General features: G+C 72.2%; 16 protein-coding genes. 15 read left to right on the top strand and 1 reads right to left on the bottom strand.

Annotated features, from left to right (window positions below; genetic code table 11):
- The first annotated feature begins 67 nt into the window (after nucleotides 1-67).
- From ABCS02_RS08655 to argH, 10 genes are all read left to right on the top strand, one after another.
- Nucleotides 68-808 carry a dienelactone hydrolase family protein gene (locus ABCS02_RS08655; protein WP_345835230.1) on the top strand — a complete coding sequence of 247 codons (741 nt, stop codon included), beginning with the start codon at nucleotides 68-70 and terminating at the stop codon, nucleotides 806-808.
- Nucleotides 809-853: 45 nt separating this feature from the next.
- A complete protein-coding gene (locus ABCS02_RS08650; protein WP_345835229.1) occupies nucleotides 854-3,757 on the top strand; it encodes an MMPL family transporter in 2,904 nt (967 codons plus the stop codon).
- A complete protein-coding gene (locus tag ABCS02_RS08645; protein ID WP_345835228.1) occupies nucleotides 3,754-5,598 on the top strand; it encodes a hypothetical protein in 1,845 nt (614 codons plus the stop codon). The genes ABCS02_RS08650 and ABCS02_RS08645 overlap by 4 nt, the downstream gene beginning before the upstream one ends.
- Before the next feature lie 193 nt (nucleotides 5,599-5,791).
- Entirely contained in the window at nucleotides 5,792-6,841 is a 1,050-nt protein-coding gene (gene argC, locus ABCS02_RS08640; RefSeq protein WP_345835227.1) for an N-acetyl-gamma-glutamyl-phosphate reductase, read from the top strand.
- Between the two features lie 19 nt (nucleotides 6,842-6,860).
- A complete protein-coding gene (gene argJ / locus ABCS02_RS08635; RefSeq protein ID WP_345835226.1) occupies nucleotides 6,861-8,018 on the top strand; it encodes a bifunctional glutamate N-acetyltransferase/amino-acid acetyltransferase ArgJ in 1,158 nt (385 codons plus the stop codon).
- A complete protein-coding gene (gene argB / locus ABCS02_RS08630; RefSeq protein ID WP_345835225.1) occupies nucleotides 8,015-8,920 on the top strand; it encodes an acetylglutamate kinase in 906 nt (301 codons plus the stop codon). Before argJ ends, argB begins: the two co-directional genes overlap by 4 nt.
- Nucleotides 8,917-10,143, top strand: a complete 1,227-nt coding sequence (locus ABCS02_RS08625) for an acetylornithine transaminase (RefSeq protein WP_345835224.1) — start codon at nucleotides 8,917-8,919, stop codon at nucleotides 10,141-10,143. The genes argB and ABCS02_RS08625 overlap by 4 nt, the downstream gene beginning before the upstream one ends.
- Nucleotides 10,140-11,063: an ornithine carbamoyltransferase gene (argF, locus tag ABCS02_RS08620; protein ID WP_345835223.1), complete on the top strand. Its 924-nt coding sequence runs from the start codon at nucleotides 10,140-10,142 to the stop codon at nucleotides 11,061-11,063. Before ABCS02_RS08625 ends, argF begins: the two co-directional genes overlap by 4 nt.
- Nucleotides 11,042-12,187: a heparan-alpha-glucosaminide N-acetyltransferase domain-containing protein gene (locus ABCS02_RS08615; protein WP_345835222.1), complete on the top strand. Its 1,146-nt coding sequence runs from the start codon at nucleotides 11,042-11,044 to the stop codon at nucleotides 12,185-12,187. The genes argF and ABCS02_RS08615 overlap by 22 nt, the downstream gene beginning before the upstream one ends.
- 85 nt (nucleotides 12,188-12,272) lie before the next feature.
- A complete protein-coding gene (gene argH / locus ABCS02_RS08610; protein ID WP_345835221.1) occupies nucleotides 12,273-13,706 on the top strand; it encodes an argininosuccinate lyase in 1,434 nt (477 codons plus the stop codon).
- Between the two features lie 9 nt (nucleotides 13,707-13,715).
- Here argH and ABCS02_RS08605 read toward each other — a convergent pair whose 3' ends face one another.
- Complete coding sequence (locus tag ABCS02_RS08605; RefSeq protein WP_345835220.1) at nucleotides 13,716-14,243, bottom strand: hypothetical protein; 528 nt, start codon at nucleotides 14,241-14,243, stop codon at nucleotides 13,716-13,718.
- A 289-nt stretch (nucleotides 14,244-14,532) separates the two neighbouring features.
- On the opposite strand from ABCS02_RS08605, the gene ABCS02_RS08600 reads away from it, so the two are divergent.
- The 5 genes from ABCS02_RS08600 (at nucleotide 14,533) to pstS (ending at nucleotide 20,770) form a co-directional block, all read left to right on the top strand.
- Nucleotides 14,533-15,021 carry a hypothetical protein gene (locus ABCS02_RS08600; protein WP_345835219.1) on the top strand — a complete coding sequence of 163 codons (489 nt, stop codon included), beginning with the start codon at nucleotides 14,533-14,535 and terminating at the stop codon, nucleotides 15,019-15,021.
- Nucleotides 15,021-16,688 carry a protein kinase gene (locus tag ABCS02_RS08595; protein ID WP_345835218.1) on the top strand — a complete coding sequence of 556 codons (1,668 nt, stop codon included), beginning with the start codon at nucleotides 15,021-15,023 and terminating at the stop codon, nucleotides 16,686-16,688. The genes ABCS02_RS08600 and ABCS02_RS08595 overlap by 1 nt, the downstream gene beginning before the upstream one ends.
- A gap of 199 nt (nucleotides 16,689-16,887) precedes the next feature.
- Nucleotides 16,888-17,826: a phosphate ABC transporter permease subunit PstC gene (pstC, locus tag ABCS02_RS08590; RefSeq protein WP_345835217.1), complete on the top strand. Its 939-nt coding sequence runs from the start codon at nucleotides 16,888-16,890 to the stop codon at nucleotides 17,824-17,826.
- Nucleotides 17,826-19,172, top strand: a complete 1,347-nt coding sequence (gene pstA / locus ABCS02_RS08585; RefSeq protein ID WP_345835216.1) for a phosphate ABC transporter permease PstA — start codon at nucleotides 17,826-17,828, stop codon at nucleotides 19,170-19,172. Before pstC ends, pstA begins: the two co-directional genes overlap by 1 nt.
- Nucleotides 19,169-20,770 carry a phosphate ABC transporter substrate-binding protein PstS gene (pstS, locus tag ABCS02_RS08580; protein ID WP_345835215.1) on the top strand — a complete coding sequence of 534 codons (1,602 nt, stop codon included), beginning with the start codon at nucleotides 19,169-19,171 and terminating at the stop codon, nucleotides 20,768-20,770. Before pstA ends, pstS begins: the two co-directional genes overlap by 4 nt.
- Nucleotides 20,771-20,899: the final 129 nt, after the last annotated feature.

Raw genomic sequence — 20,899 nt, 5'->3', positions numbered from 1 at the left:
GGCAGGGGTGCGGGCGCGGGAGAGGCCCACGCGCGTGGGTAGGGTAGGCCCCGACCAGAGGAGCACCATGACTGAGCGCATCACGCTGACGGCGCCGGATGGCACGGGGTTCGAGGTCGCGGTCGCGCGGCCCGAGGGCACCGTGCGCGGCGGGATCATCCTGATCCACGAGATCTGGGGGCTCGTCGACCACATCGTCGACGTCGCGGAGCGGTACGCGGCGGAGGGATACCTCGTCGCGGCGCCGGACATCCTCAGCCGCGAGGGCATGGCACCCGCGGTCGGTGCGGAGCTCCACGACCTCGTGCACAGCGCGGACGAGGCGACGCGGATCGCGGCGCAGCCGCGGATGCGCGAGGCGCTGTCCGGCAGTCGCGCGCCCGAGTACGCGGCGTGGGCGGTCCCCGCGCTGCGGACGGTCGTCGACTGGCTCGAGGCGCAGCCCGGGGTGGACGGCCGCATCGGCGTGACGGGCTTCTGCTTCGGCGGCACGTACGCGTTCCTCCTCGCGACCGCCGACGACCGCGTCCGCGCGGTCGCGCCCTTCTACGGCCGGGCCCCGGAGCCCGCGCAGATCGCATCGATCCATGCGCCGATCCTCGCCCTCTACGGCGGGCACGACCAGGCACTCATGGACGCGCTGCCGGGCGTGCGGCAGGCGATGACGGATGCCGGGGTGGATTTCACCGAGGTCGTGTACCCCGAGGCGCACCACGCGTTCTTCAACGACACCGGATCGCGCTACGACGCGGAGGCCGCCGCGGATGCGTGGCGACGCGTGCGGGAGTTCCTCGCCGCCCGTCTCTGACCCGCTACGCTGTGGCTCGCCGGTCGGCCGGCGTAGAGGAGCCCGATGTCGTCGTTGCTGTACCGCCTGGGGAGGTTCGCGGCCCGCCGCCGCTGGCTCGTCATCGGGATCTGGGTCGTGCTCGTGATCGGCGCCTCGCTCGCCGCCGGTGGGCTCGGCGGGACGCTGCAGTCGACGTTCGCGATCCCGGGGACGCAGGCGCAGACCGCGCTCGACTCCCTTCAGCAGCGCTTCCCGCAGCTCGGGGGAGCGAGCGCGCAGGTCGTGTTCGTCGCCCCGCAGGGGAGCGGCATCGCCTCGGATGCGGCCGTGATCGGGAAGGCCTGTGAGGGGATCGCGGCCGTCCCGCAGGTGACCGGCGTCACGTGCCCGTATCCGATGACCGCGTCGGGGGCGACCCCGGCCGGGAACGGGACGCCGAAGCAGGTGTCGTCCGACGGGACGATGGCGTTCGCCGCCGTGCAGCTGTCCGTCCCGGCGACCTCGATCACCCCCGCACTCGTGTCGAGCATCGAGGCGGCCGCGGAGCCCGCCACCGCCGCGGGGCTCCAGGTCGCCTACGGCGGCCTCGCGACCGAGGCCACGGGCGTCGATTGGACCGAGCTCGTCGGCCTCGCGATCGCGTTCGTGGTGCTCGCCGTGACGTTCGCGTCGTTCGTCGCCGCCGGCGTGCCGCTCGTGACGGCCCTGGCCGGCGTCGGGCTCGCGTCGAGCTCGATCCTCGTGGTCGCGGCCTTCGCCCCGGTGTCCTCGACCGCGCCGCTGCTCGCGACGATGCTCGGCCTCGCGGTCGGGATCGACTACGCGCTCCTCATCGTGTCGCGCCATCGTGCGCAGCTGGCTGCGGGGATGGCGGTGCGCGAGTCGATCGCCGTCGCGACCGCGACCGCGGGCACCGCCGTCGTGTTCGCGGGCCTGACCGTCATGATCGCGCTGATTGGCCTGTCCGCCGCCGGCATCCCGTTCCTGTCCGTCATGGGCCTGGGGGCGGCGGGCGCGGTGTTGTGCGCCCTGCTGGTCGCGGTCACGCTGCTGCCCGCGATCCTGGCCGTGCTGGGCCGCTCGCTCCGCCCGCGGGTCCGGAAGAAGGCGAAGGCCGCCGCCCCCGATCCCGCGCGCGCTCGCGGCTGGGGACGGCTCGCGACCGCCGCCCCGTGGGTCACGGTCGTGATCGTGGCCGGCGCGCTCGGCACGCTCGCGATCCCCGCCGGCGGGCTCCGCCTCACGCTGCCGGATGCCGGCTACGACGCGCCGGGCAGCCCGCCGCGCGTCGCCTACGACCTGCTCGACGAGGGCTTCGGGCCCGGGTTCAACGGGCCGCTCCTCATCACCGCCGACATCTCCGGCACCCTCGACATCCAGAACGCGCTGAACGCGCTCGACGGCGCGTTCGGCAGCGTCCCGGGTGTCGCCGCCGTGTCGCAGGCGTTCCCCAACCAGGCCCTCGACCTCGCCGTGATCACGGTGACGCCGACGACCAGCCCGTCCTCGGACGAGACGGTCGCCCTCGTGCGCACGCTCCGCGACATGGCGCCCGCGTTCGCCGCGAAGAACGGCTTCACGTACCAGGTGACCGGGCAGACGGCGCTCGCGATCGACATCTCCGACCGCCTCGAAGAGGCGCTCCTGCCGTTCGCGCTCATCGTCGTGGGGCTGTCGCTCGTGCTCCTGACGATCATGTTCCGCTCGCTCGCGGTGCCGATCTCCGCCGCGGTCGGCTACCTGTTCACGGTCGCGGCCACCCTCGGTGTGACGCGCGCGGTCTTCGAGTGGGGGTGGGGCGCGAACCTCATCGGCGCCGCGAAAGTGGGGCCCGTCATCAGCTTCCTGCCGATCCTCGTGATGGCGGTCCTGTTCGGGCTCGCGATGGACTACCACGTCTTCCTCGTCTCGCGGATGCGCGAGCAGTTCGTCACGATCGGCGACGCGCACCGGGCCGTGCTGGGCGGGTTCCGCGCCTCCGCGCGGGTCGTCACCGCGGCTGCCCTCATCATGACGAGCGTGTTCGCGTCGTTCGTGCCGGGCGGCAGCGCCGTCATCCAGCCGCTCGCGTTCGCGCTCGCGGTCGGCGTGCTGATCGACGCGTTCGTCGTGCGGATGACGTTCATCCCCGCGGTCATGATGCTGCTCGGCCGCCACGCGTGGTGGCTGCCGAAGGGGCTCGCCCGCGTACTGCCGAACGCCGACATCGAGGGCGAGGCCGTCGAGCGGATGCTGGCGCAGCGCGACTGGCGCGACGCGGATCCTGATGCCGCGACGGACATCATCCGCGCCCACGATCTGCGCGTGCGCGACAGTGCCTCGCTGACCTTCGCGGCGGCGCCCGGGTCCCTCGTGCTGGTGCACGGCGAGCCGGCCGACACCGCGTGGATCCTGAGCGTCCTCGCGGGCCGCACGGGCGGGTTCGAGGGCGACCTCGCCGTCGACGGGCTCCTGCTGCCGTTCGACCGCCGCACGGTCGCGCGCCGGACCGCCTATGTCGCCCGCCGCCCGGAGCAGCCCGACGCGTCGACGCTCGGCGAGCACCTCGCGCGGGGCCTGCGCTGGAGCGGCCTGCGCGGCTCGGCGCTCGCGGCGCGCACGCACCGCGCGGCGTCCGTGTTCGATGCGCTCGTGACGGCGCTCGCGGATGGCGAACCCCGCGACCGCGACCCCGGCACGGCCGTGAGCGAGCTCGAGGAGTCGGAGCTCTGGGCCGCCGACGTCGCGGTCGCGCTCGCCGGAGGGCTGCGGCTCGTCGTGATCGACCTGGGCGACCGCATCCTGCAGGGCGGCGCCCTCGAGGTCGTCGTCGCGCAGGCGGATGCCGACGCCACGCTCGTCGTGGGCACCGAGGTCCCGCCGCCGCCGGTAGCGCGGACGGTCGTCGTCGTGGACGCGTCGGCCGCGACGCCCGAGCCCGAGCCCCCGGTGTCCGAGCCGCCGGTTCCCGAGGAGGTGCTCGTATGAAGCGGGCCTGGACCCTTCTGATCGCGCCCGGCCGGGGCCTCCGCCGGTGGCAGGTCGTCGCCGTGCTCGTGCTCGCGGTCCTCGCGCCGCTGCTCGTCGTGCTCGCGCTCGTCCCGTCGCACGCGGACCGCGCGGTGCCGGTGGCGCTCGTGAACCAGGACGTACCGGACACGAGCGGCAGCACGCCGATCGCGGCCGGCAAGCTCCTCACACAGAACCTCATCTCGCAGGACCACGCGGTCGACTGGGTGCTGACGGATGCCTCCACCGCGGCATCCGGGCTCACCGACGGGCAATTCCTCGCGGTCGTGACGATCCCGTCCGACTTCTCCACGAACGTCGCGACCCTCTCCACCGCGTCGCCCGTGCGCACCAACCTCGCCCTCGCCACGAACGCCCAGCACGGGTACGTCGGGTCGGTCGTCGCGGACGCGCTGAGCGCGGCCCTCCCGGCCGGGGTGTCCGCGCAGCTCACGAGCCAGTACGTCGGCGGGGTGCTCTCGGCCTTCGCGAAGCTCCAGCCCGGCATCGCGCAGGCCTCCTCCGCGGCGCAGACGATCGCGAACGGCACCGCGCAGGCCGGCACCGGCGCCAGCGAGATCGCGTCGGGCACGCAGCAGCTCAGCAGCGGGCTCGACCAGATCGGCGGCGTCGTCCACGCGCTTCCCTCCGGCGTCCGCGACCTCGGCAAGCTGACGGCCGCGGGCGCTGCGGCATCCGCGGACCTGTCCGCCGACCTGGCTGTCCGGGCCGTCGGCGCCGGCGCCCTGTCCGACCTGCAGAAGGCCCAGGTCGCCGACGTGAAGGCGCTTCTGGACGCGATCGACGCGAACCCGAACGCGGCCGCGAGCACGCTGCGCGCCCGGGTCGACGCGATCCGCGCCGACGCCGAGGTCGTGAACGACGGGCTGCACGGCCAGGACGACGCGCTCGGCCGCGACGCCGTCACGGCCGGCGGCGTCGCGCTGGGCGCGGGCACGATCGCGGTGCTCAGCGGTCCCGTCGCGGACGGCGTCGGAGCCCTCGCGAACGGCCTCGACACGGCCTCCTCGGGGGCCGCGCAGCTGGCGGATGCCAACACCCAGCTCGCGGGGGGCCTCAGCCAGCTCGCCTCCGGCGGGAACCAGCTCGCGTCCGGCCTCGCGTCGGCCGCGGCATCCATCCCGGACTACACCGCGCAGCAGCAGCAGAACATCGCCGCCGTGGTCGCGCAGCCGATCGCGGTCGCGACCGACCAGGCCGCCGGGCCCGACTCGGGGCAGCAGTCCACGCTCGCCGCGATCGCGCCGATCGCGCTGTGGCTCGGCGCGATCGCGACGTTCCTCGTCGTCCGCCCCTACGCCCGTGCCGCCCTGTCGACGCCCGCCTCGACGCTGACGCTCGCGCGCGACGGGGCACTGGTCGCGACGGCCGTCGCCGTCGGGCAGGCCGTGCTCGTCTGGGTGGGCTTCGTCGTGCTGGGGGTGCCGCCGGACCGGTTCGCGGCGGCCGCGGCCCTGTCGCTCGTGACGGCGGTGAGCTTCGCGTTCGTGCATCAGGCGCTGTGCGCGTTCCTCCCGCGGGCCGGGCTCATCGTGTCGCTGATAGCTCTCGGGGTGCAGGTCGTGGCCGCCGGCACGCTCGTGCTCCCCGCCCTGGCTCCGGCCGCCGCGGGGCCGCTCAGCATCCTGCCGCTCAGCCTCGCGCTACAGGGCGCGCAGGCGCTCGTGGGCGGCTCGCTGCACGAGGTGCTCGGCGCCGTCGTCGGCCTCGCGATCTGGGCGGTCCTCGGTGCGCTCGCGACCCTCGTCGCGATCTCGCGCGCCCGCGGGCGCGTCGTGGTCGCCGCCCTCGGGGTCTGAACGTCCGGATTTGCGGATGCCTCGCGGCGCGACTATCGTCGCCGCATGTCCTCGGCGCCGTCTCTGCTCCTCGTGAGCGGCCGCGCGCGCCGGCGTCTGGACGGCCGCCGACTCTAGGCGACGTCGCGCGCCCGATCCGGGTGCCCCACGTCGCCGTCGAAGTGGCCCTCGTTCCAGACTCTAAGGTGGATTCATGACCTCTTCGGTCGCCGTCTCCGGCGCATCCGGCTACGCGGGGGGCGAGATCCTGCGCCTCCTCGCCGCCCATCCCGACGTCGAGATCCGTACCGTCACCGCGCACGCGAACGCCGGTCAGCCGCTCATCGCGCACCAGCCGCACCTCCGCTCGCTCGCGCACCTCACGCTGCAGGAGACGACCCCCGAGGTGCTCGCGGGGCACGACATCGTCGTGCTCGCGCTGCCACACGGGCAGTCCGGGCAGTACACCGACGCGCTCGCCGACGTCCCGCTCGTGATCGACGCGGGTGCCGACCACCGGCTCACCTCGCCGGCCGACTGGGCCGCGTTCTACGGCGGCGACTTCCACGAGCCGTGGACGTACGGCGTGCCCGAGCTGCCGGTCGCGGGGGGCAAGCAGCGCGAGCGCCTCGTCGGCGCGACGCGGATCGCGGCTCCGGGCTGCAACGCCTCCACGGTGAGCCTGAGCCTCGCGCCGGGTGTCGCCGCGGGTGTCATCGACGCGTCCGACATCGTGACGGTCCTCGCGGTGGGCCCGTCCGGGGCGGGGAAGAGCCTCAAGACGCACCTCCTCGCGAGCGAGCTCCTCGGCAGCGCCAACCCGTATGCCGTCGGCGGTACGCACCGCCACATCCCGGAGATCCGGCAGGCGCTGGCCGCCGCTGCGCCGGCCGCGGGCGACATCCGGATCTCGTTCACGCCCGTCCTCGTGCCCATGGCGCGGGGCATTCTCGCGACCTCGACGGCGCCGATCTCCCCGGGGGCGACGGATGCCGAGATCCGTGCCGCCTGGGAGGACGCATACGGCGGCGAGACGTTCGTGCAGCTCCTCCCCGAGGGCGAGTTCCCGCGCACCGCCGACGTCTTGGGGGCCAACACCGCGCTTCTCGGCCTCGCGATCGACCGGGCCGCGGGCCGCGTCGTCGTGGTGGCCGCGGTCGACAACCTCGTCAAGGGGACGGCCGGCGCCGCCGTGCAGTCCCTGAACCTTGCGCTCGGCCTTCCCGAGGACCGCGCCCTGACCGTGAATGGGATCGCCCCGTGACGATGAGAAAGGCACTGTCGTGAGCGTCACCGCCGCCGCTGGATTCGAGGCCGCCGGGGTCGCCGTGGGCCTCAAGTCGACGGGCGCGCCCGATGTCGCGGTCGTCGTCAACACCGGTCCGCAGAAGACCGGGGCCGCGGTGTTCACGACCAACCGCGCGAAGGCGAACCCGATCCTGTGGTCGGAGCAGGTCATCCGCGACGGGGTCGTGGAGGCGATCGTCCTCAACTCCGGCGGCGCGAACTGCTTCACCGGCTCGTTCGGATTCCAGACGACGCATATGACGGCGGAGCGCACGGCCGAGCTGCTCGACGTGAGCGCGGGCGATGTCCTCGTGTGCTCGACCGGTCTCATCGGGACCGGGGACGAGGTGTTCCGCGGGAAGGTGCTCGAGGGTGTCGCAGCCGGGCTCGCGGCCCGGAGCGCGTCCGGGGGAGAGGCCGCGGCCCGCGCGATCATGACGACCGACACCGTGCCGAAGCAGGCCGTCCGGCGCGGCGCGGGCTGGACGATCGGCGCGATGGCGAAGGGCGCCGGGATGCTGGCGCCGGGGCTCGCCACGATGCTCGTCGTCATCACGACCGACGCCGAGCTGGAGGCGGCCGAGGCGGACGCGGTGCTGCGGCACGCGACGCGGTACAGCTTCGACCGGCTCGACTCGGACGGCTGCATGTCGACGAACGACCAGGTCACGCTGCTCGCGTCCGGGGCCTCCGGCATCCGTCCCGACCTCGACGTGTTCCGCGCCGAGCTCACGGACCTCTGCCAGGACCTCGCGCGTCAGCTGCAGGCCGACGCGGAGGGCGGCAGCCACGACATCGTGATCGAGGTCGTGCGCGCCGTCACCGAGGAGGACGCCGTCGAGGTGGGCCGTTCGGTCGCGCGCAACAACCTCTTCAAGGCCGCGATCTTCGGCAACGACCCCAACTGGGGGCGCGTGCTGGCCGCGATCGGCACCACCCGCGCCGCGTTCGATCCGTACGCCGTCGACGTCTCCATGAACGGCGTGCGCGTGTGCGCCGACGGCGGTCCCGACCGCCCGCGCGACGAGGTCGACCTGTCGCCGCGGACGGTGTCGATCCGGATCGACCTGAAGGCGGGCGCGGCGGAAGCCACCATCCTCACCAACGACCTGACGCACGACTACGTGCACGAGAACAGCGCCTACGCGACATGACCCACATCGACCTGCAGGACACCGACCCCGCCGAGGCGAGCGCGAAGGCGGCGACGCTCATCGAGTCGCTGCCGTGGCTGCGGCGTTTCCGCGACCAGATCATCGTCGTCAAGTACGGCGGCAACGCGATGCTGACGGAGGAGCTCCAGGACGCGTTCGCCGCCGACATGGCGTACCTCCGCTGGGTCGGCGTGAAGCCCGTCGTCGTGCACGGCGGCGGCCCGCAGATCACGAGCATGCTCGACCGCCTCGAGATCCCGAGCGAGTTCAAGGGCGGGTACCGGGTCACGAGCACCGAGGCCATCTCGGTCGTGCGGATGGTGCTGACGGGCCAGATCAACCCGCAGCTCGTCTCGAAGATCAACGCGCACGGACCCGTCGCGACCGGCCTGTCCGGTGAGGACGCCGGCCTGTTCGGCGGGCGTCGGCGCGGCGTTGTCATCGACGGTGTCGAGCACGATCTCGGCCGCGTCGGCGATGTCGTGACCGTCGACCCGCAGCCGGTGCTCGACCAGCTCGCCGCCGGCCGCATCCCGGTCGTGTCCGGCATCGCGCCCGACCTCGACCACCCCGGTGACTCCCTCAACGTCAACGCGGATGCCGCGGCCGCGGCGCTCGCGATCGCGCTGGACGCCGCGAAGCTCGTGATCCTCACCGACGTCCCCGGGCTCTACGCGGATTGGCCGGATCGGTCGTCGCTCGTCTCGCACCTCACCGCGGCGGAGCTGCGCGCGCTGATGCCGCGGCTCGAGTCGGGCATGATCCCGAAGATGCAGGCGTGCCTGGACGCCGTCGACGCGGGGGTCGACACGGCCGCGATCATCGACGGCCGCGTGCCGCACTCGGTGCTGGTCGAGATCTTCACCCAGAAGGGAATCGGAACAGAGGTGGTGGCGGAATGAGCGATCTGACCGACAACAGTACGTGGCGGGAGGACGCCGACCGCGACCTCACGTTCAACGCCGGCGACCGGCTGGAGCTCTTCGTCCGCGGCGAGGGCGCCTATCTCTGGGATGCCGATGGCAAGCGCTACCTCGACTTCCTCGCCGGCATCGCGGTGAACTCGCTCGGCCACGCGCATCCGGTCTTCGTCGAGGCGGTCTCCCGCCAGGCGGCGACGCTCGCGCACGTGTCGAACTACTTCGCGACGCCCCCGCAGCTGGAGCTCGCGGCGCGGCTCAAGCGCCTCGCCGGCACGGGCCCCGGGGGTCGCGTGTACTACGGCAACTCCGGCGCCGAGGCGAACGAGGCGGCGTTCAAGCTCGCCCGGCTGCACGGGGGCCCGGAGCGGCCGCGCATCCTCTCGCTGCTCGACTCGTTCCACGGGCGCACGATGGGCACGCTCGCCCTCACCGGGAAGCCGTGGATGCAGGCGCCGTTCGGGCCGATGATTCCCGGGGTCGAGCACCTCGAGTCCACGATCGAGGCGCTGGAGGCGGCGATCGACGACCGCGTCGCGGCGCTGTTCCTCGAGCCCGTGAAGGGCGAGGCGGGCGTGATCGACCTGCCGGCCGGCTTCCTCCAGGCGGCGCGCGAGCTCACCGCGCGGCACGGCGCGCTGCTCATCGTCGACGAGATCCAGACCGGCGCCGGACGGACCGGGGAGTGGTTCGCGTTCCAGCGCGCCGGCATCGTGCCCGACGCGATCACGGTCGCGAAGGGGATCGGCGGCGGCTTCCCGATCGGCGCGCTCATCACGTTCGGCACCGTGGGGGAGCTCTTCTACCCCGGTTCGCACGGCTCGACGTTCGGCGGCAACCCGCTCGCGACCGCGGTGGCCTCCGCCGTGCTCGCCGAGATCGAGCGGGCCGGGCTCGTCGAGAACGCGGCCGAGCGCGGCATCCAGGTCCGGGATCGGATCGCGGCTCTGGGCTCCCCGCTCGTCACCGGCATCCGCGGGGAGGGCCTCCTCATCGGCGTCGGGCTCGCGCATCCGGTCGCGAAGGCGGTCGTGGCCGCTGCGCACCAGCACGGCCTGGTTATCAACGCGCCCAACGACGACACGATCCGCCTCGCGCCGCCGCTCACGATCGGCGACGTCGAGGTCGACGAGTTCGCCGACCTGTTCGGCCGCGCGCTCGCGACCGTGCAGGATGCGCTCGTGCTCGAAGGGAACCGGTCATGACGCGGCACCTCCTGCGCGACGACGATCTGACGGCGTCCGAGCAGAACGAGATCCTCGACCTCGCGATCGAGCTGAAGAAGGACCGCTTCGCGCAGAAGCCCCTCGCGGGCCCGCAGACGGTCGCGGTCATCTTCGACAAGTCGTCGACGCGCACGCGGGTCTCGTTCGCGGTCGGCATCGCCGACCTCGGCGGGTCGCCGCTCATCATCGCGACCGCCAACAGCCAGCTCGGCGGCAAGGAGACCCCGGCCGACACCGCTCGCGTGCTGGAGCGCCAGGTCGCCGCGATCGTGTGGCGCACGTACGCACAGGCGGGGCTCGAGGAGATGGCGCGCGGCACGCGCGTGCCGGTCGTCAACGCCCTGAGCGACGACTTCCACCCGTGCCAACTGCTCGCCGACCTGCTCACGATCCGCGAGCACAAGGGCGATCTCGCGGGCCTCACGCTCGCGTTCTTCGGCGACGGCCGCTCCAACATGGCGCACTCGTACGTGCTCGCGGGTGTCACCGCGGGCATGCACGTGCGGGTCGCCTCTCCGGAGGCGTATGCGCCGCGGGAGGACGTCGTCGCGGATGCCGACCGTCGGGCCGCCGAGACCGGCGGATCCGTCACCCTCTTCACCGACCCGATCGAGGCGGCGGCCGGCGCCGACGTCGTCGTGACGGACACGTGGGTGTCGATGGGCAAGGAGGAGGAGAAGCTCGCGCGCCTGCGCGACCTCTCGGCCTACAAGGTGACGAACGAGACGATGGCGCTCGCCCGGCCGGACGCGATCTTCATCCACTGCCTCCCGGCCGACCGCGGCTACGAGGTGGATCCCGAGGTGATCGACGGTCCGCAGAGCGTCGTGTGGGACGAGGCGGAGAACCGGCTCCACGCGCAGAAGGCGCTGCTGGTGTGGCTCCTTCGCCAGCCCTGACCGGCGCCTGGCAACGGCTCTCCGGCCCCGGGCGGCTCGAGGGCGTGGACCTCGCGCGCGGGCTCGCCGTGATCGGGATGCTCGCGTCGCACCTGCTGACGCTCGCCCCGTTCGATCCGGCGGATCCGGGCGCGACGTGGCCCGACCTCGTGAACGGGCGGTCGTCGATCCTGTTCGCGACGCTCGCAGGCGTGTCGATCGGCCTCATGACCGGGGGGACGCGGATCCCGACCGGGGAGCGCCGACGCGACGCGCGCTTCCGGATCGCGGTGCGCGCGGGGGTGATCTGGCTGATCGGCGTCGTGCTGGTGTGCACGCTTCTGCCGGTGTTCGTGATCCTGCCCGCGTACGGCATCCTGTTCCTGCTCGCGCTGCCGCTCCTCGGCCTGTCGGCGCGAGCGCTGTTCGCGATCGCCGCCGTGGTGGCCGTGGGGATGCCGTTCCTCCAGCCGATCCTCAGCGACCTGCCGCTCTGGGAGAATCCGTACGGTCACCTGCTGGCGCTCCTGACCGGATGGCACTACCCGTTCACGCTGTGGTTCGCGTTCCTCGCGGCTGGGATGGGGCTCGCGCGGCTCGGCCTGCGGTCGATCGCGGTGTGCACGATCGGCGCGCTGGTCGGTCTCGGGATCGCGTTCGTCGCATTCGCGCTCTCGCCCGCCGTCGGCGAGGGGGAGGTGGCCGGGGACTACTGGGCGCGCGTGTGGACGGGCCACGCCCACTCGAGCGGGCTGCTCGAGGCGGTGGGGTCGGGCGCATTCGCGATCGCGGTGATCTGCCTGTGCATGCTCCTGTGCCGTACGCCGGTCCGCTGGCTCGTGCTGCCGCTCCGCGCGGTCGGCAGCATGCCGCTGACCGCGTACACCGCGCAGCTCCTCGCCTGGGCCGCCTGGGCCCTGGTCGCGCTCGGCACGACGGAGAGCCTCCTCGGCTTCCGCGCGCTCGGTCCGTTCTGGCCGCTGACGATCGCCCTCGTGCTCGCGTGCACCGCGTGGGCCCTGACCCTGGGCCGCGGCCCCCTGGAGTGGGTGCTGGACACCGTCTCCCGCATCCCCGAGCGCGAGCGCGCCCCCGCCCCGGACCCCGGCCGCGAGACTGCATCGGAGCGCCGAGGCCGCGGATGAGGGCGGAAGCCTCGGCGCGCGGATGCAGTCTCGCGGGACGGTGCCCCGCGCTGGGGCGCCGGGCACCCGCCGGTAGGCTGGAGGGATGAGCGGCGGTACGGAGCATGGCACCAACGAGGGCGCGCTGTGGGGCGCCCGCTTCGCGTCGGGGCCGTCGCCGGAGCTCGCGGCGCTGAGCCGCTCCACGCACTTCGACTGGACCCTCGCGCTCTACGACATCGCGGGCTCTCACGCGCACGCGAAGGCGCTCGCGGCGGCCGGATACCTCGACGCGGACGAGGAGCAGCGGATGCACGCGGCCCTCGACACGCTGAGCCGCCGCATCCAGGACGGCACGCTCCGTCCCGCGGCCTCCGACGAGGACGTGCACGGCGCGCTCGAGGCGGCCCTCATCCGCGAGGCGGGTCCCGAGCTCGGCGGGAAGCTCCGCGCCGGCCGCAGCCGCAACGACCAGATCGCCACGCTCGTGCGGATGTACCTGCTCGACCACGCGCGGGTCATCGCCCGCGACCTTCTCCGCGTCGTCGATGCGCTGGTGTCGCAGGCGGAGGCCCACCCGGACGCCATCATGCCGGGCCGCACCCACCTGCAGCACGCGCAGCCCATCCTCCTCGCGCACCACCTGCAGGCGCACGCGTGGCCGCTCGTCCGCGAGCTGGAGCGCCTGCGCGACTGGTCGGTGCGGGCATCCGTTTCGCCGTACGGCGGGGGAGCGCTCGCGGGATCCAGCCTCGGCCTCGACCCGGAGCTGGTCGCGCGCGAGCTCGGCCTCTCGGGCGGCCCCGCGGAGAACTCGCTCGACGGCACGAGCGCGCGCGACGTCGTGGCGGAGTTCGCGTTCGTCGCGGCGATGATCGGCGTCGACCTGTCGCGGCTGGCGGAGGACGTGATCCTCTGGAACACGCGCGAGTTCGGCTTCGTCACCCTCGACGACGGCTACTCGACCGGGTCGAGCATCATGCCGCAGAAGAAGAACCCCGACATCGCAGAGCTCACGCGCGGCAAGTCCGGCCGCCTCATCGGCAACCTCGCGGGGCTCCTCGCGACCCTGAAGGGCCTCCCGATCGCGTATAACCGCGACCTGCAGGAGGACAAGGAGCCCGTCTTCGACTCCGTCACGACGCTCGAGCTCGTGCTCCCGGCCGTGGCCGGCATGGTCGCGACGATGCGCTTCGACACGGCCCGGATGGCGGAGCTCGCGCCCGAGGGCTTCTCGCTGGCGACGGATGTCGCGGACTGGCTCGTCCGCGCCGGGATCCCCTTCCGCGACGCGCACGAGATCTCGGGCGCGCTCGTCCGCGCGTGCGAGGAGCGCGGCATCCGCCTCGAGGAGGCCCCCGACGACCTGCTCGCCGCCGTGTCGCCGCGCCTGACGCCCGAGGTGCGGACCGTGCTCACGATCGAGGGCTCGGTCGCGAGCCGCTCCGCCCGCGGCGGCACCGCCCCCGCGCGGGTGGAGGAGCAGCGCGGCGAGCTGATCGCCCGCGCCCAGTCCGTCGCCCACGCCCTCGGCCTCTAGCCGAGGCTGCTAGACCGACTCGAGGTTCCGCAGAAGCACGTCTCGAGCGAGGGTCGAAGCGGGCACGTGGTGCGCATCCGCACGCTCGCTCACGGCCGCGTACTCTTCCTCGCTGAGGCGTACCTGGAGGACCCGAGTGCGGTCGTGGCCTCGCGTCACTCGCACTCCTTTCGGGAGTGGGGTAGCGGGGTCGGCAGACGCCTGCTCCGCTGCCTCGACTTCCGAGGCGAGCAGGTCACTGATCTTGCTCATCGTCGTTCCTCTCGTAGTAGCCCAGGTCCCGCGCATTCGCGGGCCACCCCGAGCCACCCCATTCCTTCCCGTCGTCGTCGTCGACCACCACGATGACTGCGAGCACTGTGCTCGCATCCTGGAGTAGCCGATCACTCTCACGGAGCGTCCCGAGCGGCTCGCGTAGTCCGGCTCGAAGACGATCCGCCGCGGGTCCGCGAGGGCTTCCTCGGCCTGCTCGACCGTTACGCCATGGCGTTCCTCCATGTGCGCCTCTCGCTCACTCCAGTCGACTCCGAGGTACACAAGACCATTCTATCTTTTGTAATACACAAGAGGTAGTGCGCTGGCGCGTCGCGCACAACTCCTGCAAAACGGCCCGCGGCGGACCCGAACCCGCGTCATCCTGCGGGGCGCGCCGCGTCACGCGCAGGATCCGCAGGAGTTGTGCGCCGCGTCTGCTCGGGACGGCGGCTAAAACACCTCTCGTCGAGACTTCGGCAACCTGTCGTTCGTCTTCGGGACGCACCTCCGTTCGCCCGCGACCCCCACGCTGTTTGACGCGCGACCGCCGCGCAGACGAGGAGCGTTCACCGTGGCAGCGGCGCACTTCGTCCTCGTCGACTTCGCCTCCGGGCGGGAGAAGGCGCTCGCGGAGTGGCGGCGCAGCGCGCAGCTCCTCCAGGAGCTCCGGCGCCAGCCGGGGGATGCCTACGGCGAGGACGTGCTCGTGCCGCCGGTCGGTCCGATCTTCGGCTGGCGTCTCGTCGCCCCCAACAACCGCGACCTGGCACGGAGTGCGCGGTTCTTCGGCTCCGAGGGCGACGCCGCGGCCGCGATCGAGGCCCTGCGGGCGGGCGCCGCGCGGATGACGACGCGCCTCGTGGTCGCGCCGACCTTTCGCGGCTTCGGCTGGGAGGCCGCCCTCGACGGCGCTGCGACGCTCATGTGCGCGCGCTGGTACGAGGGCCGCGCCATCGCGCATAACGCCGCGAAGATCGTCACGCGGATCTTGGTCGAGGAGACCCCCGAGGCCGCGGTGCCCCTCGCGTCGCGGACCGCGATCCGGGGCGCGCGTCGCTGATGCGGATCGCGCGATACCGCACGGTCCGCCGGCTGGGCGCGGGCGGCACGGCATCCGTCTACGAGGCCGTCGACGACGCCGGGGCGCATGTCGCGTTGAAGCTCCTGCATCCGCATCTGGCCGGCGACCCGGGGCGGTGGGACGCCTTCTTCGAGGAGGTCCGGGCGTCCTCCGCCGTCGATCATCCGGCGATCGCGGCGATCCTCGACTGGGGGGTGCAGCGGGGCGCCGATCCGACCGTCTGGATCGCGATGGAGCTCGTGCGGGGGAGGACCCTCGCCGCGCACGTCGCCGACGCCGGGCCCCTGCCGGTCGCCGAGGCCGTTACCGTGGCGGACGTCCTCCTCGATGCGCTCGCGAGCGCGCACGCGGCAGGTGTCGTGCACCGCGACGTGAGCCCGGCGAACGTCATGCTCGACACGGATCCGGACACCGGCGCGGTCGATCCGGCCTCGGTGCGGCTGCTCGACTTCGGCCTCGCCGACATCCCGGGCCGTTCGACGCGCGGCGGGGATGCCCTGCTGAGCGCGCCCGGTGGTGACGGCGTCGTCGCGAACGTGCGCTACGCGTCGCCCGAGCATCTCTCCGGCGCGTCCGTCGTCGAGGCGAGCGACGTGTACCAGGCCGCGGCGACTCTGTGGTTCGCTCTCACCGGCGCGCCGGTCTTCGCGGGCACCACGGACGAGGTCGTCCGCGCGCACCTCGGCGCGACGCCGCCGCGCCTGAGCTCGGTGCGCGCCGACGTGCCCGCGGCGCTCGACCGGGTGCTCGCCCACGCGCTGCGCAAGCACCCCGCCGACCGGTACGACGCGACCGGCATGCGCATCGCCCTGCGCGAGGCGCTCGCGGATGCTGCGGCCACCGATGCTGCGAACGGTGCGGGCGTGACGGAACGCATCCCCCTCCTCCCGCCGCTCGCCACGGACGACATCAGCGGGCACACCGCGGTGTACCGGACGAGCGTCGAAACCCCCGCAGCCGGCGGAATGAACCCCGCCCACCTCGCGCCACGCCGCCGCGGCCGATTCGCCCAGGGGTGGGTCGTGGCGGGCGCCGGGGCGGCGGCGATCGCGGTCATCGTCGCGCTCGCGGCGAGCGCGCGCCCGACCTCGGTGACCCCGACCGCGGCCGCGTCGACGGTGCCCTCGCCGACGGCATCCGCCACGACGGCCTCGCCCGCCGCGGTACAGCTCGTGGCCGTCCCCGAGCTGGTCGGCCTCTCGCGGGGCGAGGCGATCGCCGCGCTGGGGCGGGTCGGTCTGCGGGTCGGGCCGGTCGACGCGGTGGATGCCGCGGTCGCTGCCGACACGGTGACCGACACCCTGCCCGCCACCGGCGCATCCGTCGCGCTCGGCACGGCGGTCGCGCTCACGGTCGGCAGCGGCAACAACGTGGTGCCCGACGTCGCGGGGCTCGACGTCGGGTCGGCGACCGTGCGGCTCGCCGCCGCGGGCTTCGTCGCCTCCATCGAGCCGGCAGCGTCGGACGCGGCGTCCGGCACGGTCCTGTCGGTGGCACCGCAGGGCAGCCGTCCGCTCGGCTCGCCCGTCGTGCTGCGCGTCTCACGCGGTTCCGCGACCGCCAGCCCGACGCCCACGCCGACGACGACCTCCACGCCCACCCCGACGGCAACACCGTCCCCCGGACCGACAGGCGGTGCCCGATGAGCGGCCACTCCTCGACCGCCGTGTCGATACTCCTCGGCAAGGCGGATTCCACATCCGATTCACCCGCGGGGCGGATGCTCGGCGAGTCCAGATCAGCTCGCGTCATGGCGGAGAACGGAAGCAGCTCATGAGCGAGGCCCCCACTGAGGTGCTTACCACGCCGGCGCCACCCACGCCGCGCTCCCTGAAGTCGCGCCCCGTGCGTGCCGACCGCGTCTTCCGCGGTGTGAGCTACGCAGCGGGCGGCACGACGGTCGCGATCATGCTCGCGGTCGGCCTGTTCCTGACCCTGCGCGGCGGTGACGCGCTGAGCGTCGCGGGGTTCTCCTTCCTCACCACGCAGGAGTGGTCGCCGGAGACCGGTCACTTCGGAATCGTGGCGGTCCTCTTCGGCACGATCACGATCGCGATCATCGCGATGTGCATCTCGGTGCCGCTCGCCCTCGGCACCGCGCTCCTCATCAGCGAGATCGTCCCGGGCCGGGTGAAATCGATCCTCATCACGCTCGTCGACCTCATGGCGGCGGTCCCCAGCGTCGTGTTTGGCCTCTGGGGCGTCTTCTTCCTGCAGGCCAACGTCATCCCCATCTCGCAGTGGATCTCGACGTATTTCGGCTGGATCCCGATCTTCGCGGTGACCGACGCCTCTGGCCAGCACATGACGGATGCCGGCGCTTACACGTCGTCGGCGTTCATCGCGGGAATCGTCGTCGCGCTCATGGTCGTGCCGACGCAGACCTCCGTCATGCGGGAGACGTTCTCGCAGGCGCCGCTTGGCGAGCGCGAAGGCGCGCTCGCCCTCGGGTCGACACGGTGGGGGATGATCCGCACGGTCGTGCTGCCGTTCGGCCGCGGCGGGATCATCGGCGGCACGATGCTCGGCCTCGGCCGGGCTCTCGGGGAGACGATCGCGGTCGTCATGATCATCTCGCCGATCTTCTCGATCAACTGGCAGGTGCTGAAGACCGGTACGAACTCGGTGTCCGCCCTCATCGCGCTGCGCTACGGCGAGGCGAGTCAGTTCGGGCTGTCGGCGCTGATGGCGGCCGGCCTCGTCCTGTTCATCATGACGCTGCTCGTGAACTTCACGGCGTCGACGATCGTCGCGCGCAGCCGATCCGGGGCGGAGAGCAACTGATGTCGACGATCGAGGCCCCGCCGCTCGAGGAGTTGCCGGACGACCCCGAGCTCGACGAGCTCGAGCCGCGTCGCACGGAGATCCCCGAGCGGACGAGCGAGGTCGGGCAGAAGCGCGACCTCCGCAGCATCCGCCTCGACGATACGTTCAACCTGCTCGGCGGCGTGGCCGCGGGTCTCGCGATCGCCACCCTGCTGTTCGGCTGGCTGACCCCGATGACGGGCATCGTCGGCTGGATCGTCATCTCGTTCCTCGCCTTCCTCGGCGCGTACGCCGTCCTCTCGTCCCTGCGCGCCGACCGGCTGACCGTCAGCGAGCGCATCATGACGGCGCTGTTTTACTCCGCCGGCGTGATCCTGCTCTGCGCGCTCGTCTTCGTGCTCCTCTACACCGTCATCCGCGGCATCCCCGCGCTCGTCAACCCGAACTTCTTCGTGGAGACGATGAAGCTCGCCGGTCCCCTGGATCCGCTCAGCCTCGGCGGTATCTCGCACGCGATCGTCGGCACGCTCATCCAGATCAGCATCGCCCTGATCATCACGATCCCGCTGGGCATCGCCACCGCGGTCTTCCTGAACGAGATCGGCGGCCCGTTCGCCCGATTCGTCCGCACCATCTCGGATGCGATGACGGCCCTCCCGTCGATCGTCGCGGGTCTGTTCGTCTATGCCGCGATCGTCACGCTCATCACACACCAGCGTTCAGGCTTCGCCGCCTCGCTCGCGATCAGCGTGATGATGCTGCCCATCATCATCCGGGCCTCCGACGTCGTGCTCCGCCTCGTGCCGAACAACCTGCGCGAAGCCTCGTACGCGCTGGGCACCACCCGGTGGCGGACGGTGTGGAACGTGGTCCTCCCGACCTCACGGTCGGGGCTCGTGACCGCCGTCATCCTCGGCACGGCGCGCGGTATCGGCGAGACCTCGCCCGTACTCCTGACCTCGGGCGTGACGGCGGAGATGAACCTGAACCCTTTCCAGGGGCCCATGATCTCGCTCCCGCTGCAGGTCTTCGACTTCGTCAAGTCACCCGAGCCGACGATGATCGCCCGCGGCTTCGGCGCCGCCGCGGTACTCGTCCTCCTCGTGCTGACGCTCTTCATGATCGCCCGCCTCATCGGCGGCAAGGGGCCGGGCCAGCTCAGCGACCGTCAGCGTCGTGCGGCTGCCGACGCCTCCCGTCGCGACCTCGCGCGCATCGACGCGTCGCATCGTGCCGCCGATCCGGACGCCGCGGCGTCGGACGCCCGCAAGCCCAAAGGCAGGCCGCCCGCAGACCTCGAATGGCGCCTGGCCCGGCGCGCCGCCGACAACCGTCCCGCATCTCCAGAGGAGACCCCCTCGTGAACGTCCGCGCCCGTCTGTCCCGGCTCGCCGTCGGGGCGATCGCCCTCGCGCTCTTGAGCGTCGGCGTCAGCCCGGCGCACGCCGCCGATTCGTACGTCCCGATCTCCGGGTCCGGCTCGACGTGGTCGCAGAACGCGCTGGATCAGTGGCGCAAGAACGTCGCCAGCAACTACGGCATGACCGTGAACTACTCCGGGAACGGGTCGTCGGCCGGCCGGACGGACTTCATCAACCAGACCGTCGACTTCGCGGTCAGCGAGATCCCGTTCCAGGCCAACCCGCAGGACGGATCCCCGCCCGAGGTGCCCACGTCGTCCTACGCGTACATGCCGATCGTCGCCGGTGGCACGTCCCTGATGTACAACCTGAAGATCGGCGGCCAGCGGGTGACCAACCTGCGCCTCTCCGGCCCCGTGATCGCGAAGATCTTCACCGGGGCCATCACGAACTGGAACGACCCCGCGATCCAGGCCGACAACCCCGGTCTGGCGATGCCGGACAAGACGATCACGCCGGTCATCCGATCCGACGGCTCCGGCACGAGCGCGCAGTTCACGGCGTGGATGGCGGCCCAATTCCCGGACATCTGGACGTACCACATGACCTCGCAGTTCCCGGTCATCAACTCCACGTTCAAGGCGCAGAACGGGTCTCTCGGTGTCGCCGGCTACGTGAGCCAGGACTATGGCGAAGGCGCGATCACGTATGTCGAGTACTCCTACGCGCTGAAGTCGGGGTTCCCGGTCGCGAAGGTGCTGAACCAAGCCGGCTACTACATCGAGCCGACCTATCAGTCGGTCGCGGTCGCCCTCATGGGCGCGACGATCAATCCCGACCTGACGCAGAACCTCGACGGCGTGTACAACAACACCGACCCCCGCACGTATCCGATGTCGAGCTACTCGTACATGATCGTGCCCACCCAGACGAACAAGGTCTTTACGACCGACAAGGGCAAGACGCTCAGCAAGTTCGCCGACTACATGATCTGCGAGGGCCAGCAGCAGGCCTCGGCACTCGGATACTCCCCGCTGCCGATGAACCTGGTCCAGGCGGCATCCGACGTCATCACGAAGATCCCGGGGACGGTCGGCGGCGTCGACTTCAACAGTTGCAACAACCCGACGTTCAAACCCGGCGACTCGCCCTCGAACAACCAGCTCGCACTGGCTGCTCCGCAGCCGAAACCCTGCGACAAGCAGGGTCCCACCCAGTGCGTCACCGGCACCGGCGGAGCGGCGCAGCAGGCGACCGCCGGCACCGGAGCCGGCGCCGTGAACGACGATGGCACGTCGGCCAGCGGTGGCGGCGGGGCTTCCGACGGCTCGGGGGGCACCAGCAGCGGAGCCGGCGGCGGGGGGGCAGCCACGAACGCCGGTGGCCCGGTCTACGACGCGAACGGCAACCAGGTCTCGCCCGGTTCTTCAGGGGGGCCGGCGGCAGTGTCCGCGCCGTTCAACCTCGCGGCGGATGGGTGGGGGACGCCGCAGTACATCATGCTTGCCGCCGGCGTTCTCCTGCTCCTCGCCGTCGTGCTTCCCCCCTTCCTGTCGCGTCGCCTACGTCGCTCCGGGAACGGGTCGAAGTCGTCCACCTAGTCGTTCAAGATTTCCGTCTTCACCTGGGATATTTCTTAGTTTGATCGGCGACGGTCCACTGGAGTGAGCTCGTTCCCAGGCGGTTCATCAGAAGTACACACGGCGCTTTTAGCTTGATGCCGAAGACGC

The sequence above is a fragment of the Microbacterium sp. X-17 genome (genome assembly GCF_039615055.1).
Note: the sequence above shows the minus strand (reverse complement) of the source record. Positions and strands in the feature narration are given on the sequence as shown.